17 protein-coding genes are annotated in these 15,818 nt (G+C 33.8%); 12 read left to right on the forward strand and 5 right to left on the reverse strand.

The window, feature by feature from the left end; all coding sequences use genetic code 11:
* Positions 1–16: 16 nt before the first annotated feature.
* From G3A46_RS03405 to tsaB, 12 genes are all read left to right on the forward strand, one after another.
* Positions 17–400: a cytochrome C oxidase subunit IV family protein gene (locus G3A46_RS03405; RefSeq protein WP_165146222.1), complete on the forward strand. Its 384-nt coding sequence runs from the start codon at positions 17–19 to the stop codon at positions 398–400.
* Between the two features lie 150 nt (positions 401–550).
* On the forward strand, positions 551–1,195 hold the full coding sequence (locus tag G3A46_RS03410; protein WP_165146225.1) for a hypothetical protein: 645 nt from the start codon (positions 551–553) through the stop codon (positions 1,193–1,195).
* A gap of 49 nt (positions 1,196–1,244) precedes the next feature.
* Positions 1,245–1,868, forward strand: a complete 624-nt coding sequence (locus G3A46_RS03415) for an SCO family protein (protein ID WP_165146228.1) — start codon at positions 1,245–1,247, stop codon at positions 1,866–1,868.
* A 3-nt stretch (positions 1,869–1,871) separates the two neighbouring features.
* Complete coding sequence (locus G3A46_RS03420) at positions 1,872–2,396, forward strand: DUF420 domain-containing protein (protein ID WP_165146231.1); 525 nt, start codon at positions 1,872–1,874, stop codon at positions 2,394–2,396.
* A gap of 27 nt (positions 2,397–2,423) precedes the next feature.
* The gene (locus G3A46_RS03425) at positions 2,424–2,657 is read left to right on the forward strand and encodes a hypothetical protein (protein WP_165146234.1); all 234 of its coding nucleotides are present in this window, start codon (positions 2,424–2,426) and stop codon (positions 2,655–2,657) included.
* A 140-nt stretch (positions 2,658–2,797) separates the two neighbouring features.
* Positions 2,798–3,505, forward strand: a complete 708-nt coding sequence (locus tag G3A46_RS03430; protein ID WP_165146237.1) for an ABC transporter ATP-binding protein — start codon at positions 2,798–2,800, stop codon at positions 3,503–3,505.
* Positions 3,498–4,742, forward strand: a complete 1,245-nt coding sequence (locus tag G3A46_RS03435) for an ABC transporter permease (RefSeq protein ID WP_165146240.1) — start codon at positions 3,498–3,500, stop codon at positions 4,740–4,742. Before G3A46_RS03430 ends, G3A46_RS03435 begins: the two co-directional genes overlap by 8 nt.
* Position 4,743: 1 nt before the next feature.
* Positions 4,744–6,006 carry an ABC transporter permease gene (locus tag G3A46_RS03440; RefSeq protein WP_165147609.1) on the forward strand — a complete coding sequence of 421 codons (1,263 nt, stop codon included), beginning with the start codon at positions 4,744–4,746 and terminating at the stop codon, positions 6,004–6,006.
* A 161-nt stretch (positions 6,007–6,167) separates the two neighbouring features.
* On the forward strand, positions 6,168–7,322 hold the full coding sequence (locus G3A46_RS03450) for an efflux RND transporter periplasmic adaptor subunit (RefSeq protein ID WP_165146243.1): 1,155 nt from the start codon (positions 6,168–6,170) through the stop codon (positions 7,320–7,322).
* A gap of 144 nt (positions 7,323–7,466) precedes the next feature.
* Complete coding sequence (locus tag G3A46_RS03455) at positions 7,467–8,798, forward strand: TolC family protein (protein ID WP_165146246.1); 1,332 nt, start codon at positions 7,467–7,469, stop codon at positions 8,796–8,798.
* 2 nt (positions 8,799–8,800) lie between these two features.
* Positions 8,801–10,069, forward strand: coding sequence for an efflux RND transporter periplasmic adaptor subunit (locus G3A46_RS03460; protein WP_165146249.1), 1,269 nt, complete (start codon positions 8,801–8,803; stop codon positions 10,067–10,069).
* 3 nt (positions 10,070–10,072) lie between these two features.
* Positions 10,073–10,732: a tRNA (adenosine(37)-N6)-threonylcarbamoyltransferase complex dimerization subunit type 1 TsaB gene (tsaB, locus tag G3A46_RS03465; RefSeq protein WP_165146252.1), complete on the forward strand. Its 660-nt coding sequence runs from the start codon at positions 10,073–10,075 to the stop codon at positions 10,730–10,732.
* Positions 10,733–10,739: 7 nt separating this feature from the next.
* On the opposite strand, the gene G3A46_RS03470 is transcribed toward tsaB, so the two are convergent.
* The 5 genes from G3A46_RS03470 to G3A46_RS03490 all read right to left on the reverse strand — a co-directional run bounded on the left by G3A46_RS03470 (position 10,740) and on the right by G3A46_RS03490 (position 15,799).
* On the reverse strand, positions 10,740–11,441 hold the full coding sequence (locus tag G3A46_RS03470) for a hypothetical protein (protein WP_165146255.1): 702 nt from the start codon (positions 11,439–11,441) through the stop codon (positions 10,740–10,742).
* 11 nt (positions 11,442–11,452) lie between these two features.
* Positions 11,453–12,307, reverse strand: a complete 855-nt coding sequence (locus G3A46_RS03475) for a mechanosensitive ion channel domain-containing protein (RefSeq protein WP_165146258.1) — start codon at positions 12,305–12,307, stop codon at positions 11,453–11,455.
* A gap of 25 nt (positions 12,308–12,332) precedes the next feature.
* Positions 12,333–14,438, reverse strand: coding sequence for a thioredoxin domain-containing protein (locus G3A46_RS03480; RefSeq protein ID WP_165146261.1), 2,106 nt, complete (start codon positions 14,436–14,438; stop codon positions 12,333–12,335).
* 71 nt (positions 14,439–14,509) lie between these two features.
* The gene (locus G3A46_RS03485) at positions 14,510–14,710 is read right to left on the reverse strand and encodes a dodecin family protein (protein ID WP_165146264.1); all 201 of its coding nucleotides are present in this window, start codon (positions 14,708–14,710) and stop codon (positions 14,510–14,512) included.
* Between the two features lie 177 nt (positions 14,711–14,887).
* Positions 14,888–15,799 (reverse strand): NifU family protein, encoded by a 912-nt coding sequence (locus G3A46_RS03490; RefSeq protein ID WP_165146266.1) that lies wholly within the window; start codon positions 15,797–15,799, stop codon positions 14,888–14,890.
* Between the last annotated feature and the right edge of the window lie 19 nt (positions 15,800–15,818).

The raw sequence follows: 15,818 nt of genomic DNA on the forward strand, positions 1-15,818 counted from the left end.
TTATTAAAGTTAAACAATGGCACACGAACATAAATTAGAAATATTTAGAGGAGCATTAAAGTTCAAATCTAATGTATCCAAAATATGGGGAGTATTTATCTTACTTTCTATCGTTACAATAATTGAAGTTGCACTTGGTATTTTACGTCCTGAGGCTTTAATTGGGAACAAGTTTTTAGCAATGAACTTGCTTAACTGGATCTTTATACTTCTTACAATAGTTAAAGCTTATTACATTACTTGGGACTTCATGCACATGCGTGATGAAACAGTAGGCTTACGTAGAGCAGTAGTTTGGACAGGAGTATTTTTGATTGCTTATATAATTGTTCTAATCTTAATTGAAGGAGATTATATCTACGAAGTATATAAAAACGGTTTTATTAAATTCAATTTCTAATTAAACCTTTTAAGATAAATTAAAGCCCTCTTTTTGAGGGCTTTTTTATGCTTAAAAATTAACAGCTAAAACATTGTTTTACCTCCTTTTACCCTGTATTTTTGTAGTCTCATCTACAGCGTTACTTGTAGGAGTGATAAATTGTTCAGAATGAAAAAATATTTGGTCCTCGGCATACTGTTTATATTGCCAATTACGGTTTACATCTTTTTTGCAATGAGTACTAATTACTTTAAGCCATTGCCGATTTTAACCGAATCTGTTCAAGAACTAGATGGATTTAAAACTCTTGAAGGTGAGCCTGTCCAACTAAAAGGGAGGATTACAGTTTTAGGCTTTTTTGGAAGTGATTTAGAAGTTCATAGAGCTTATGCTTATAACCTAGCCCATAAAATATACACCAAAAATCATAGCTTCAACGAATTTCAATTTGTGATTCTATTGCCTGAAGGAACAGAAGATCAAGCTCGAAACGTGAGTGAAAAATTAGAGCAAATTGCACCGTTGGATTCATGGTTTTTTGCGTTTGGTTCTAAGGAGAACATCCATAATGTATTTAATTCGTTGCAATCTAATTTATCATTAGATTCAAATTTATCTACTCCATTCGTATTTATAGTTGATAAAGAAGGTAGTCTACGTGGTCGTAAGGAAGATGAGGAAGTAGGAGTTATGTATGGTTTCGACTCTAGTATTATTGCAGAAATCAATAATAAAATGAGCGACGACGTTAAAGTTCTTTTAGCTGAATACCGAAGAGCTTTAAAAAAATACGATGTAGATAGAGAGATTTAATTTTATAATAAAGCTGTTTTAATAAAACCAGTCATTAAATATTTTACAAGTGAAAAAAAATTATTCATACATAGGTATTTCTTTTATTATTTTAATTTTTGGAATTTGGGCTGTACCAAAAATTGTAGAGACCTTGTCCAAAACAGAACTCGCAACCATAGGACCTGTTCCAAGTTTTGAATTCACAGATCAAAATGGAAAAACTATTACCAACAAAGATTATGACGGGAAGGTATATGTTGTAGAGTTTTTCTTCACAACTTGTCCAAGTATTTGCCCGATAATGAATGAGAATATGATAAAAATTCAAAATGAATTTTTGGGTAATCCTAAAGTGGGTATCGCCTCATTTACAATCGACCCTGAACACGACACTCCAGAAATACTTAAAACTTATGCCGAGAATACTGGTATTACCAAGCTTCAGTGGCATTTGCTAACAGGTGATAAAGACGAAATTTTTAAACTGGCTAACGAAGGGTTTAATCTGTATGTAGGTAAAGGGTCAGAAGCGAATGGCGGCTTTGAGCACTCTGGATATTTTGCATTAATCGATCAAGATGGCAATATCCGTTCTCGTATAGATGAATTTGACAATCCTATTATTTATTATGATGGATTAGAGGATAAGCAAATACAAATGTTAAAAGAAGATATTAAAGCACTTTTGTAAATAATGAATAATACAGTGAAGAATAATAAGTATAACGTTTGGATTTGGATTTTATCTATTGCAATTCCTATAGCAGTTGCTGTTCTGTTTACAGTTAAAATTCCTGGTGTTGAAAGGTTAGGCTTTTTGCCTCCTATTTATGCAACTATAAATGCTCTTACAGCTGTACTTTTGGTTGCTGCAGTATATCAGGTAAGAAAAGGTAATAGAAAGGCTCACGAACGCTTAATGAAAACTGCAATTGGTTGCTCAGTATTGTTTTTGCTAATGTATGTGGCTTATCACATGACGTCAGACTCTACAGTTTATGGCGGCGAGGGAGTGATTAAGTATGTTTATTATTTTATACTTATAACGCATATATTGCTTTCAATCATCGTTATACCTTTTGTGTTGATTACCTTTGTTCGTGCTCTTTCTGGGGAGTTTTATAAACATCGAAAAATTGCGCGTATCACTTATCCATTATGGCTTTATGTAGCAGTTAGTGGGGTTATAGTTTATCTAATGATATCTCCATATTATTAAACACTGTGGATTTAATTGAATAAAAAAATGAAACTAAAGGTTCTATTAATATTAATACTTGTTTTTATAGCTGTTCTTCCTGCCGAAGCACAATGTTCTATGTGTCGAGCAGTTTTAGAAACTGAAGACGGTGGTGGAGCTGCAAAAGGCATAAACAATGGTATAGTTTACCTAATGATCTTTCCTTACCTATTAGTTGGAGGGGTGGGCTATGCTATCTATAGAAGTCGTAAAAAAGCGCGTACTGAAGATAAAGCTTAGTTTTTTTAATTTCTATTGTAACAAGGAGCGGTTTTTAATGTCTAATTAAAGACCGAAAGTCTTAATTGATTTTAGTCTTAACTTGAGATTCGTTATTTTAATGACGATTTTCAAGTTTTGTAATTCAATATATTTTCATAATGATAGAAATTAAAAACCTTCACAAATCATATCACATGGGGAAAAATTCACTCCATGTTTTAAAAGGCATCAATTTTACAGTTTCTGAAGGTGAAATGGTTTCTATAATGGGCTCTTCCGGTTCAGGGAAGTCTACATTGCTCAATATTCTAGGTATCTTAGATGAAGCAGATGAAGGTACTTATACACTTGATGGTACTCTCATAAAAAACCTAAATGAAAAGGTAGCTGCTCGTTACCGAAACAAATTTCTTGGTTTTATTTTTCAATCTTTTAATCTTATCAATTACAAATCTGCATTAGACAATGTGGCAATGCCTCTTTACTATCAAGGTGTAAAACGAAATATTCGAGTTGAAAAAGCGATGCATTACCTAGAGAAAGTAGGGTTGGCAGATTGGGCTACACATTTACCAAATGAACTTTCTGGTGGTCAAAAACAACGTGTGGCGATAGCTAGAGCTTTAGCAAGCGATCCAAAAGTGCTATTGGCAGATGAACCAACAGGTGCTTTAGATACTAAAACTTCTTACGAAGTAATGGAGCTCATTCAAGGTATCAACGATGAGGGAAAAACTATTTTGATAGTCACTCACGAGGACGACATAGCGCATATGACTAAGCGAATTGTAAATCTAAAAGATGGCTTAATTATAGACGACTCCATTGTTACACAGGTACGCGCAAAAGCCAACAATTATGTTTAATCTGGAACGCTGGCAGGAGATCTTTGAAGCAATTCGCAAAAATAAATTGCGAACCTTTCTGACTGGTTTATCTGTAGCTTCGGGTATTTTTATTTTGGTAATTCTCCTCGGAATTGGTCAAGGAATGCAAAATGGAGTACAGCAACAATTTGAAAGTGATGCTACCAATAGGATTAGCGTATGGACAAATGTAACTTCAGTTGAATACAAAGGTTTAAATCCAGGTCGAAGAATAGAAATGGATAATCGTGACTATGACCTAGCAGTAAATAAAAACGGAGATAAAATTGAATACAAATCTGGTGTTTACAGTAGATGGGGACAATTAACAACTTTTAAAAAAGAAAGCGGTAGCTATCGAGTAGAAGGAGTTCACGGGGATTATCAATTTTTAGAAAATGAAACTCTTGTTGTTGGTAGATATATTAATCAAGGAGATGTAAATAACTACGAAAAACACGCTGTAATAGGAAACCAAGTGTATCTCGACCTTTTTAAAGGAAAAGATGCTTTGGGTGAATACATTGATGTTGCTGGAATAAAATTTAAAGTAGTAGGTGTTTATAGTGACCCAGGAGGGGAACGCGAAGAAACCCGAATATTTATTCCCATTTCTACGGCACAACGTGTATATAATGCAGGAGATAAACTTCGGTCCTTAGCTTTTACCTTAGAAAAACACGATAGCTATGAAGATGCTTTAGCTGCTTCGGAAGCTTTTTCTGCGCAATTAGAAGCCGACTTAAAAACTAAGCACACTATTGCTCCAACTGATGATAGAGCTGTAAATGTGAACAATTCCTTAGAAAACGCTAAAAAGTTCTACGATTTGAATAAAATGATACGCTGGTTTTTCTGGGGTGTTGGAATTTGTACCATAATTGCTGGAGTTGTAGGAGTGAGTAACATTATGCTAATTATCGTAAAAGAGCGTACAAAAGAAATAGGCATCCGAAAAGCAATTGGTGCAGAACCTTGGTCGATTATAGGAATGATTCTACATGAGTCCATATTTGTAACAGCAATCGCAGGTTTCATAGGGCTTATATTTAGTTTATTTCTCCTACAGATAGTCGGGCCCTTTATTGAGATGGACTATATTAAAAACCCTGCAGTAGATTTTTCAGTTGCGATAACAACTGTGATAATTCTTGTAATTGCTGGAGCAATTGCAGGCTTTTTTCCAGCATACCGAGCAGCAAATATTAAACCCATAGAAGCTTTGCGTGATGAGTAAGATATTAAGCAAAGATAGTTGGACGGAAATCATTGAGGCTTTAAGCAGCAATTGGTTTAGAACGGTTATGACCGCTTTTGGTGTGCTTTGGGGTATCTTCATCTTAGTAATCCTTCTTGCGGCTGGAAACGGCTTAGAAAACGGTATAAGGCAGGGATTTAATGGGATGGCTACAAACTCAATGTTTATGTGGACCCAAACTGCTTCTCAGCCTTATAAAGGTTTGCCTAAAGGGCGACGCTATAATTTTAAAACCGACGATGTTCCAGCGATAAAGCAAAGTGTAGAAGGCTTGCAATTTGTTTCTCCTCGAAATCAATTAGGTGGCTTTAGAGGAAGTAATAACGTAGTAAGAGGTCTTCAAACAGGAGCGTTTAATGTTTATGGGGACTATCCTGAAATTATCCAACAACAGCCTATGGATATTACATCAGGTAGATTTATCAATTATTCAGATATACAGGAAAAACGAAAAATCGCAATTATAGGAAGTGGGGTGAAAAGTGCATTATATGATTCAGGTGAAGAAGTTATCGGTTCGTACATTAAGATTAACGGAGTGAACTTTATGGTTGTAGGAACCTATAAAAAGAAGGGAAGTAACGGCGACCCAGAAGAGATGCAAAAGGAAATTTATGTGCCATTTACAGCTTTTTCACAAGCGTTTAATATGGGAGATATTGTAGGTTGGATGGCGATAACCGCGAAAGATGGTTACTCAATTACAAACTTAAAAGAACAAATTTTTGATGTTATTAAAACTCGTCACACCATTAACCCCAACGACGATCGCGCAATAGGAAATTTCGATCTTTTTCAAGAATACACTAAGTTAACAGGCTTGTTTTCTGCTCTAAATTTTGTAGCCTATTTTGTGGGTATATTAGTGTTACTATCTGGTATTATTGGTATTAGTAATATAATGCTAATTGTAGTAAAAGAACGTACAAAGGAAATAGGTATCCGTAGGGCTTTGGGAGCAACTCCTTGGAGTATACGTGCTCAAATTTTATTAGAGTCGATATTTTTAACCATTGTTTCAGGAATGGCAGGCATTGTTTTAGCAACTGCTGTACTTTGGTTTGTGAATTATCAACTCGATAGTATGGATACTTCGGAAATGATGTTTATAAATCCATCAGTAAATATAGGTGTAGTGTTTATCGCTTTAACGATTTTAATCGTATCTGGGCTTTTAGCTGGTTTAATCCCTGCTCAAAATGCAATAAAAATAAAACCTGTAGAAGCCTTAAGGACGGAATAGAATTTTAAAAATGGAATTAATAACAAAAAATAAAGTTGAAGAAATTCCCGAAACTGAATTGAAACAATGTATTTCAATGGCTTTGATGTATCACAAATTAATACACTTGCCATTACTAGGAGTATAAAATAAAACATGAAATTAAATCAACATCGATACCAATGAAAAAATCAAAAACCATAATCATCCTTGCCACAATAGCGATATTGTTTTTGGCTTCAATGTATTGGCTGTATAGTAAGAATATTGAAGATCCGGTGGTTTACGAAACTGAAAAACCTGCAATAGGTACTATTTTAAAAAAGACTGTCGCAACGGGAAGTATAGTTCCTAAGGAGGAGGTTTTAATAAAACCGAATATTTCAGGAATTATAGATCAAATATTTGTTGAAGCCGGTGAAGTGGTTAAATCTGGTGATTTAATTGCAAAGGTGAAAGTTGTACCGAATGTTTCGTCGCTTAATAGTGCAAAAAGCAATATAAACAATGTTCGTACTCAAGTAGAAACGGCTCGCCTTGCTTTTGAAAATCAGAAAAACATCTACAATCGTCAAAAGGAACTGTTTGAAAAAGGAGTGATTTCTGCAAATGAGTTTGATAATGCTCAATTAGCATACAATCAAGCCCAACAAAGATTAAAGCAAGAACAAGTGGGCTTGACGGCTGCAAATCAAAATTACGACATTATCAGAACTGGAACCACTACAGGAATGGGAGCCTTGGCTAATACTGAAATTCGAGCTACGGTATCTGGGATGATCTTAGATATTCCTGTAAAAGCCGGAAATCAAGTAATCGAATCGAATAACTTTAACGATGGGACAACTATTGCAACCATAGCCGATGTTGATAAAATGATTTTTGAAGGTAAAGTAGATGAAAGTGAAGTTGGAAAAATAAAAGAAGGTCTACCTCTTGAAATTACAGTTGGAGCACTTCCAGATGAACTTTTCAATGCGGAATTAGATTATATCGCTCCGAAAGGTGTAGATGAAAATGGAGCTATTCAGTTTGAGATAAAAGCTACAATGAAAAGCTTAGATACCTCCAAAGTTTTTATTCGTGCTGGGTTAAGTGCAAATGCTTCAATAATCTTAGCTAAAGCTGAAAATGTTCTAACCATAAAAGAAGCTTTGGTTCAATACGATCCAAAAACACAAAAACCTTTTGTAGAAATTATGGTTGGAGACCAAAAGTTTGAAAGAAAAGATGTTGAGTTAGGTATAAGTGATGGTATCGATGTAGAAGTAAAAAGTGGCGTTTCCGAAGGCGATGCCATTAAAGTATGGAATCAATTAAAACCTGCAGATCGATAAAGTAGTTGAGGGTAAAAGCATTGTATAAATATAAGATACCTTTGCCTCAAATTATTACGTGCTAAAAACTTAGAAAAATTTAAATTTCATAATTTTTGTAACGCAATAGCAATACAAAAGACTTATTCAGTAATAGAAAAATTTATGAAAAAGATAGTAATCCCATTTCTTTTTTTGATTTGTAGTATTTCCTTAAATGCTCAAACCAAACAATGGACACTTCAGGAATGTGTAAACCACGCTTTAGAAAATAATATTTCAGTAAAACAAAGTCAGTTAGACTTAGAGTTTACCGAAGCTGATAAATTACAAGCTATTGGTAATTTTTTACCTAGTTTAAATGCCAATGCTTCAGCATCAAAAAACACAGGACTTAGTTTAAACCCGACAACCAATCAATTAGAAAATACAACTCTTGGTTCGGCCTCTGGAGCTATTAATGTAGGATATACACTTTTTGATGGTTTAAGGAACGTACGTCAATTACAGCGAGCGAAACTTTCAGAACTTGCAGCGCAGTATCGTTTAGACAAAATGAAAGATGATATTGCTTTGGCTGTAGCAAACTCATATCTGCAGGTACTATTAAATAAGGCAAACTTAGAAGTTATAAAATCGCAAAATGAGGTTACCCTTCAACAGTTACAAAGGACTAATGACCTTGTAGATGCGGGAGTGCTTCCTCGTGGAGATCTTTTAGAGATAAAAGCAACTGATGCCGGTGAAAAACAAAGGATTGCTATTTCGGAAAACAACGTAAAAATTTCACTAATTAGTCTAGCGCAATTATTATTGATTAAGGATTACTCTAGTTTTGATATAGCCGAAGAAGAATACAATATTATCGATGGTGGAATTGCAGATAAAGATGTTTCAGAAATTATTAAAAGTGCAAAAGAAACCCGCTCTGAAGTGAAGATTGCTCAAAAAAATGTAGAGCTTGCGGAAAAGGATTTGCAGATTTCTAGAGGAAGTTACTACCCTACGCTTTCAGCTTTTTTTGGTTATAATACACGTTATGCAGATAATGACCCACTTGAACGTGATTTCGTGGAGCAGTTGTATTTGAACGATGGAATAGGTTATGGTTTACAGCTAAATATCCCTATATTCAATGGGTTTGCAGCACGTAGTGGTGTAATGAGAAGTAAAGTAAATTTAAAGAATACTGAATATCAATTAGAGCAGGCACAGCTTGATCTTGAGTCTAATGTTTACCAAGCTTATGTAGATGCGAATGGTGCATTAAAAGCTTATGAAGCTGCTACAGTTGCAATGGAATCGCAAGAATTAGCATATCAATATGCAAAAGATCGCTATGATGTTGGTTTAACCAACGCTTTCGATTTTAGTCAGTCGAAATTGAGATATGACAATGCTAAAATTGAAGAAAACAGAACTAAATTTGAGTATATTTTTAAATTAAAAGTTTTGGAATTGTATTTTGGCGTTCCAGCAAGCGAATTAAAATTTTAAATATGAAGAAAAAAACACTTATTTGGATTGTTGTAGCGGTTGTCCTGCTTATAATTTTATTGATTTTCGGGAAAAAAGCTGGCTGGTTTGGAAAATCAGGCGATTTCAAAGAGGTTGAAATAACTCAAATAGAATTATTAGACATCACTGAAACTGTTGCTGCAACGGGAAAAATTCAACCTGAAGTAGAAGTGGCACTTTCTTCAGAGGTTTCTGGTGAAATTATAGAGCTTCCTATTAAAGAAGGTCAAACGGTTGAAAAAGGAGATCTTTTGGTTAAAATTAATCCAGACCTTATTCAAGCTGCGGTAAGCCAATCCCAAGCTGGACTTCAGAATGTAAGAGCACAATTAGCACAAGCGGAAGCTAGTAAAATGAATGCCCAATTAACCTATGAAAGAAATAAGACTCTTTTTGAAAAAGGCGTGATTTCTAAGTCTGAATGGGATAAATCTGTTACAGATTTCGATATGGCTAAAGCAAACGTGAAAGCTGCTTATTACAGTGTACAAAGTGCTGCTGCCAACGTTAAACAATCGGTAGATAACCTTTCAAGAACTACTATTTATGCTCCAATGAGCGGAACAATTTCAAAGTTGTCTGTAGAGCTTGGGGAAAGAGTAGTGGGTACAGCTCAAATGGCAGGTACAGAAATCGTTCGTGTTGCAAACCTACAGAAAATGGAAGTTGAGGTTGATGTAAACGAAAACGACATTGTAAAAGTATCGGTTGGTGACTCAACTATGGTTGAAGTTGATGCGTATTTAAAAAGAGAGTTTAAAGGTGTAGTTACCGCAATTGCCAATAGTGCTGAAAATGCTTTAACAGCCGATCAGGTAACTAATTTTAAAGTTAAAGTTAGTATCCTTCCAGAATCATATAAAGATCTAACCGAAGGAAAGCCAGAAAGCTATTCTCCGTTCCGCCCTGGAATGACTGCTACAGTAGATATTATCACAAATAAGAAGCGAAATGTAATTGGAGTTCCAATTAGTTCAATTGTTGTTAAAACTGACACGTCAGATACTAGAAAACCAAAAACTAATGAAGTAAAATCAAATACTGAAAAGTTTGAAGCGGTTTATGTAAAAGAAGGGGATGAAGCTAAGTTAAGAGTTGTAAAAACAGGTATTCAAGATGAATCAAATATTGAGATTCTTTCTGGTTTAAAAGAGGGTGAAACTGTAATTACTGGTCCATATACTACTGTAACTAAATTACTAAAGCAAGGTGATAAAGTTGAGGTTAGTTCAAATTCAAAGAATAAATAAAAAATGGCAATAATTCTCTGCATAGAAACAGCTACAACTAATTGTTCTGTTGCACTTTCAATAGATGGTGAAGTAAAAGCTATTAGGGAAGAAAACAATCTAAAATATTCGCATGCCGAAAAACTTCACGTTTTTATTGATGAAGTTTTAAATGAGGCAAATATTGAAAAATCCAATTTAGACGCAATTGCCGTTAGTAAAGGCCCTGGGTCTTACACAGGCTTGCGAATTGGTGTTTCTGCAGCTAAAGGCCTATGCTTCGCGCTAGATATACCTTTAATATCTACACTTACCTTGGAAGTCTTAGCACAGCAAGTTAAGTGCGAAGACTGCTTTATTATTCCTTTGCTAGATGCTAGAAGGATGGAGGTTTACTCTGCTGTTTTTAATGCTGAGAAAAAGCAAATAAAAGATACTAAGGCGGAAATTATCGATGAAAATTCATTTGCTGAATTTCTAAATGAGAAAAAAACAGTTTTCATTGGTGATGGTTCAGCAAAATTTGAAGCAATATGCAATCATAACAATGCAGAGTTTCATAAAATAACACATCCTTCATCAGCTGAAATGGCTAGTTTGGCAGAGGCTAAATATAAAATAGGCGACACTGAAAGCGTCGCCTATTTTGAACCTTATTATTTAAAAGAATTTCTTTTAAGCTAATTTCGATTTATAAAAGAGAATCGAAATGTTGAACAGCTTTTATTAAATCAGCTTCTTTGTCAAGGTCTATTTTGTTTTCCTTGATAAAAGCTTTCATTTCATTCTTTTTCTTATCCATCATTTTAAGAATTCTGGACTTGTTGCCAGGCATTTCTAGGAAGGTTCCATCTTCTACTAAATAATACTTCACATTTTTTGAAAATGAAGGTTTAGTGTCTGTTTGGTAATTATTACGTGCTTTTTTTGCTTCGTTAAACTTTGATGTCACTTTTTTGTAAAGATCATAGTTTTTTCCGTCGCTTAATACATTAAAATAACCACCTTTTTCATTACTACCCTGGTAAGGCACGAATAAATAAATGTCGGTACCAATTTTTACAAATACTTCTGGATCTTTAATTAAGGCTCCATAATTTTTATCTGTAGCGTGCTTTTTAATTTCTATTTCATCTGCAAAGGCATTATAACGCATAAGCACCTTAGAAGTCATTAAATTTTCCCCTTGGAAAATAGAGCCCTCTAAGAAATTAGGATTTGCATAAGCGTCATCTACTATAGACTCAAACTCGGCTTCAGTTAATCCAAAAGCCAATGCTTTTTGATTAATATCTATAGTGGTAGCATACATATCGAAACTAGTGCTTGCGCGTTGTGCAAATAAAGGATTTGCAGTCAGGGCAATTAGTCCTATTAATAATATTTTTTTCATGATTTATTATATTAAGATTTATTAGTGTTAAGTGTTTCCAAATTATAGTGGTGAACATCTCGTTGTGGGAATGGAATTGAAATTCCAGCTGCTTCTAATCTAGATTTTCCTTCTTCTAAAATTAACCATCTTAAGTTCCAGAAATCTTCATTTTTAGTCCAATAACGTAAACTTAAATTAACTGAACTATCACCTAATTCGGCAACTACAATCATAGGTGCTTTATCTTCAAGTTGTAATACAGTCTCTTGTTCGTTTACTAAGTTAAGCAAAATATCTTTTGCCTCTTTAATATTATCATCATAACCTATACCAAAGGTTAAGTTTTCTCTTCTAATACCTTCAGAAGTATAATTAACTATATTGTCGTTACTTAACTTCCCGTTAGGGATTATAGCGAGTTGGTTTCCGAAAGTGGTAATCTTAGTGTTGAATATATTAATGTCTTTTACAGTACCGTCAATACCTTGAGCACTGATAAAGTCTCCAACCTTAAAGGGTTTCATTAATAAAATTAGAATCCCCCCAGCAAAGTTTGCTAATGATCCTTGTAATGCTAAACCAATAGCAAGACCACCGGCACCAATTATGGCAACTAGCGAAGCAGATTCTACTCCTAACTGGGTAACAACAAGAACAAATAAAACAATTTTAAGCGCCCAGTTAATTAAACTAGCGATAAAGTTTTCTAAAGTAGGATCATAATCTTTTTTGTCAAAAAACTTTCTAACTATCTTATTTATAAGTCTTACAACCCACATTCCTATAAATAGAAGTAAAATAGCCCCGATTAAACTCGGTAGAAAGTCGATTAACTTTTGACCATATTCTTCGATATAAATATTAATGTCCTTAAATTTTTCCATAAATGTTTTACTGTTTTTTTAATTTTTAGTTTAATGATTTAATTGCAATTTCAGAATCCTTAACTGGAATCTTGCACGTATTATTTTCGCAAATATAAATAAGTGTTTCATCCTTAACGAACCTATTTTTAAATAGAGGAGCATTGCTTTCTACATTGCTTGCAGCTAAAATTGTGTTGGGCAGATAGTGACTGTAGAATTCCTGAATTTTTTCAGATGCATTGTCTCCAACAACAACTATTTCAAAAAAGTTATCTTGAAAATTAGAAAGCAAATCTAACCAATTAGAAAAACCGCTAGGGTATCTTTCTACTTCTGCTAATACATTTTTTAGCATCTGCTTAGAAATTTCATTAAAACGAGGCTCATCAAAATATTTTGAAAGTTTGTACAAATTCTTTGCCATAACTGAATTTGAAGAAGGAATGACATTGTCTCGATATTCAAAATTTCTGCTAACAATGGCTGGGTCTTCTTTTGATGTAAAATAAAACATATGTTTTTCCTCGTCAAAAAAGTTTAAGATTGAATAATCTGTCATTTCTTTTGATAGGTTGAGCCACTTTTCATCCAAAGTAACTTGGTATAAACTTATAAAAGCCTCAATTGTAAAAGCGTAGTCTTCCAGAAAACCGTTAATTGTGCTTTTTCCATCTTTATAATTATGAAATAATGCGCCATTTTTTTGAAGTTGATTTTTAGCAAGAAACTCAGCATTCCTAAGAGCGATATCTAAATACTCTTTATTGTTGAATGTTTTGTATGCATCTATATATCCCTTTAGCATCATAGCATTCCAAGAAGTAAGTGTTTTGTCATCCAGTCTTGGTTTTGGTCTATTGTTTCGATAGTTTAAAAGGGTTTGCTTCCAGCTTTTCTTTTTCTTTTGAAGCGTTTCATGAGAAATATTAAACTCTTTTTCAATTTCTGAATTTGTTTTCTTTCTTATTAAAACATAATTATTGTGTTCCCACTTCCCGTAGCTATTTACATTGTAATACTCTCTAAAAATTTTAAAATCGTCTTCTAGCAAATCTTCTAATTCCTCTTGAGTGAAAACATAAAAAGCTCCTTCTTCTAATTTTCCGTCTTTATTGTTGCTGTCCGCATCTAAGGAAGAATAAAATCCTCCTTCTTTATTGGTAAGTTCTAAAGCGATAAAATCTAGCGTTTCTTCAACTACTTCTTTGTAAAGTGACTTTTTAGTAACGAGATAGGCATTGCTGTATAGGCTTACGAGCTGGGCATTGTCGTATAACATCTTTTCAAAGTGAGGTACGTGCCATTTTTCATCTGTACTATAACGTGAAAAACCACCTCCTAATTGATCGTAAAGCCCGCCGTATGCCATTTTATCTAATGATAAAGTAACGTAGTTAAGTAAGTTTTCATCCTTATTCTCAACAGCTTGTCGTAATAGAAATTCAAAATTGTTAGGCATCATAAATTTCGGAGCTCCTCGAAATCCACCATTTTTATTATCAAATTTCTCTGAAAAATTTTTAATAATGTCTGCTGTTGGAAACTGAGTTAAATCTACATCTTCAGTATTTAACTCAATTAGATCCATGCTTTTAATACCCTGTTCTAACCTGTTAGCATAAGCGATAAGTTTTTCGGGTTCTTCTTTGTACAACTCTTGAATTTGCTCTAGAGCATTTATCCAATCACTTTTACGAAAATAAGTGCCGCCCCAAACAGGTCGACCATCTGGAAGTGTAATAACATTTAATGGCCAACCCGCACTTCCAGTCATAAGTTGAACAGCATTTATATATGTTTGATCTACATCTGGTCGTTCCTCGCGATCTACTTTAATCGAGATATAATTTTTATTCATAACCTCTGCAACCTCAATATCTTCAAAGCTTTCATGCTCCATAACGTGACACCAATGGCAGGCGGCATAACCAATACTAATTATGATGAGTTTTTTTTCTTTTTTGGCCTGTTGCAATGCTGCGTCATTATACGGTTTCCAATTTACAGGGTTATGAGCGTGTTGAAGCAGGTAAGGGCTAGTTTCGTGAATTAAATCGTTTGTAAAGAGATGTGTGTCCAAAGTGTCTTTTTTAGAAGTATTACAGGCAAGTAGAATACCAAGAATTAAAATAGAAGAAAATAGCTTCATTACAGAAGTTTATAAAACAAAAATACGCTTTTGAAAGCTCAAAAGCGTATTTTTAATATTTTCTGAAGTATTTATTTAACTTCGAAAGTAATCTTTACGTTAACACGGAATTGAGTTACATCCCCATTTTCTACAACGCAACTGTTATCTTTAACATAAACAGAACGGATGTTTTTTACACTTTTTGAAGCTTCTTTTACTGCATTTCTTGTAGCATCTTCCCAGCTTTCTTTAGAGCTAGCAAGAATTTCAATTACTTTTAATACTGCCATAATTACTTAGTTTTTGTTCCCATCTCGTTGAATAAAAAGGTGGGATAATTAATAAAACACTAAGATACAGTTATTAAGAATTATTAGTCTGAAAATTAAGTTAAACCTTGATCTTAAAAGCTGAAAATGAACTAAATAAATTATAAAATTGCAATAAAATAATTCAGAAACTGAAGGTTATCCGTTAATAGCAACTACACTTTCCACTTGTCCTTTCATTAATTCTTTAAGCATGGTTTCAATTCCATTTTTTAAAGTGATGGTTGATGAAGGACATCCGCTACAAGCTCCTTGAAGTACTACCTTAACGGTTTTAGAACTCTCGTTAAAGGAGTCGAACATAATATTTCCACCGTCTCTTGCTACTGCAGGCTTAACGTATTCGTCTAAGATAGATATAATTTCTTTTTCTATATCAGAATAATTTTTCTCGTCTTTTTCTGGAGAAGAATCTGCCGAACCAATATTGTTCGAAATATTTGAAGCCTTGGTAATTTCATCTTTCACAATAAGTTTGTCGTCTTGAACATATTGACGAAGAAACTCTCTAATTTCCATAGAAATTTCTTCCCAATCAATCATATTGTGTTTCGTAACTGAAACATAATTGTTGCTAATAAAAACTTCTTTTACAAATGGAAAGTTAAATAACGCTTGTGCCAATGGTGAAAGAATAGCATCTTCAACACTTTTAAATTCAAAAGTGCCTTTCGCTAATGTTTTATTGGCAACAAACTTCATAACTGTTGGGTTCGGTGTGCTTTCTGCATAAATACTAACAGGAAGTTTTTTTGGAGCCACAACTTCAGCTTCTGTAACAACAGGTTTCCCAGACTTGATATATTCTGAAATTGATTCTGCTACCTCTTCTTGTACATCTTCCCACTCTACAATATTGTATTTCTCAATGGCAACAAAGTTTTGAGAAATATAAACTGTTTTCACAAAGGGGAGGTAAAAAAGTTGTTGTGCCAAAGAGCTGTTTTTAGCTTCATCAATATTTTTGAATTCATAGCTTGATGCTTTAGTAAGAAAAGAATCAGACACAAATTTTACTATACTAGGATTAGATGTTTTGGCGATTTCCATAATAAAAAGGGGAGAGTTT

This window comes from Aequorivita sp. KMM 9714 (assembly GCF_011065475.1).
GTDB classification, from domain to species: domain Bacteria; phylum Bacteroidota; class Bacteroidia; order Flavobacteriales; family Flavobacteriaceae; genus Aequorivita; species Aequorivita sinensis.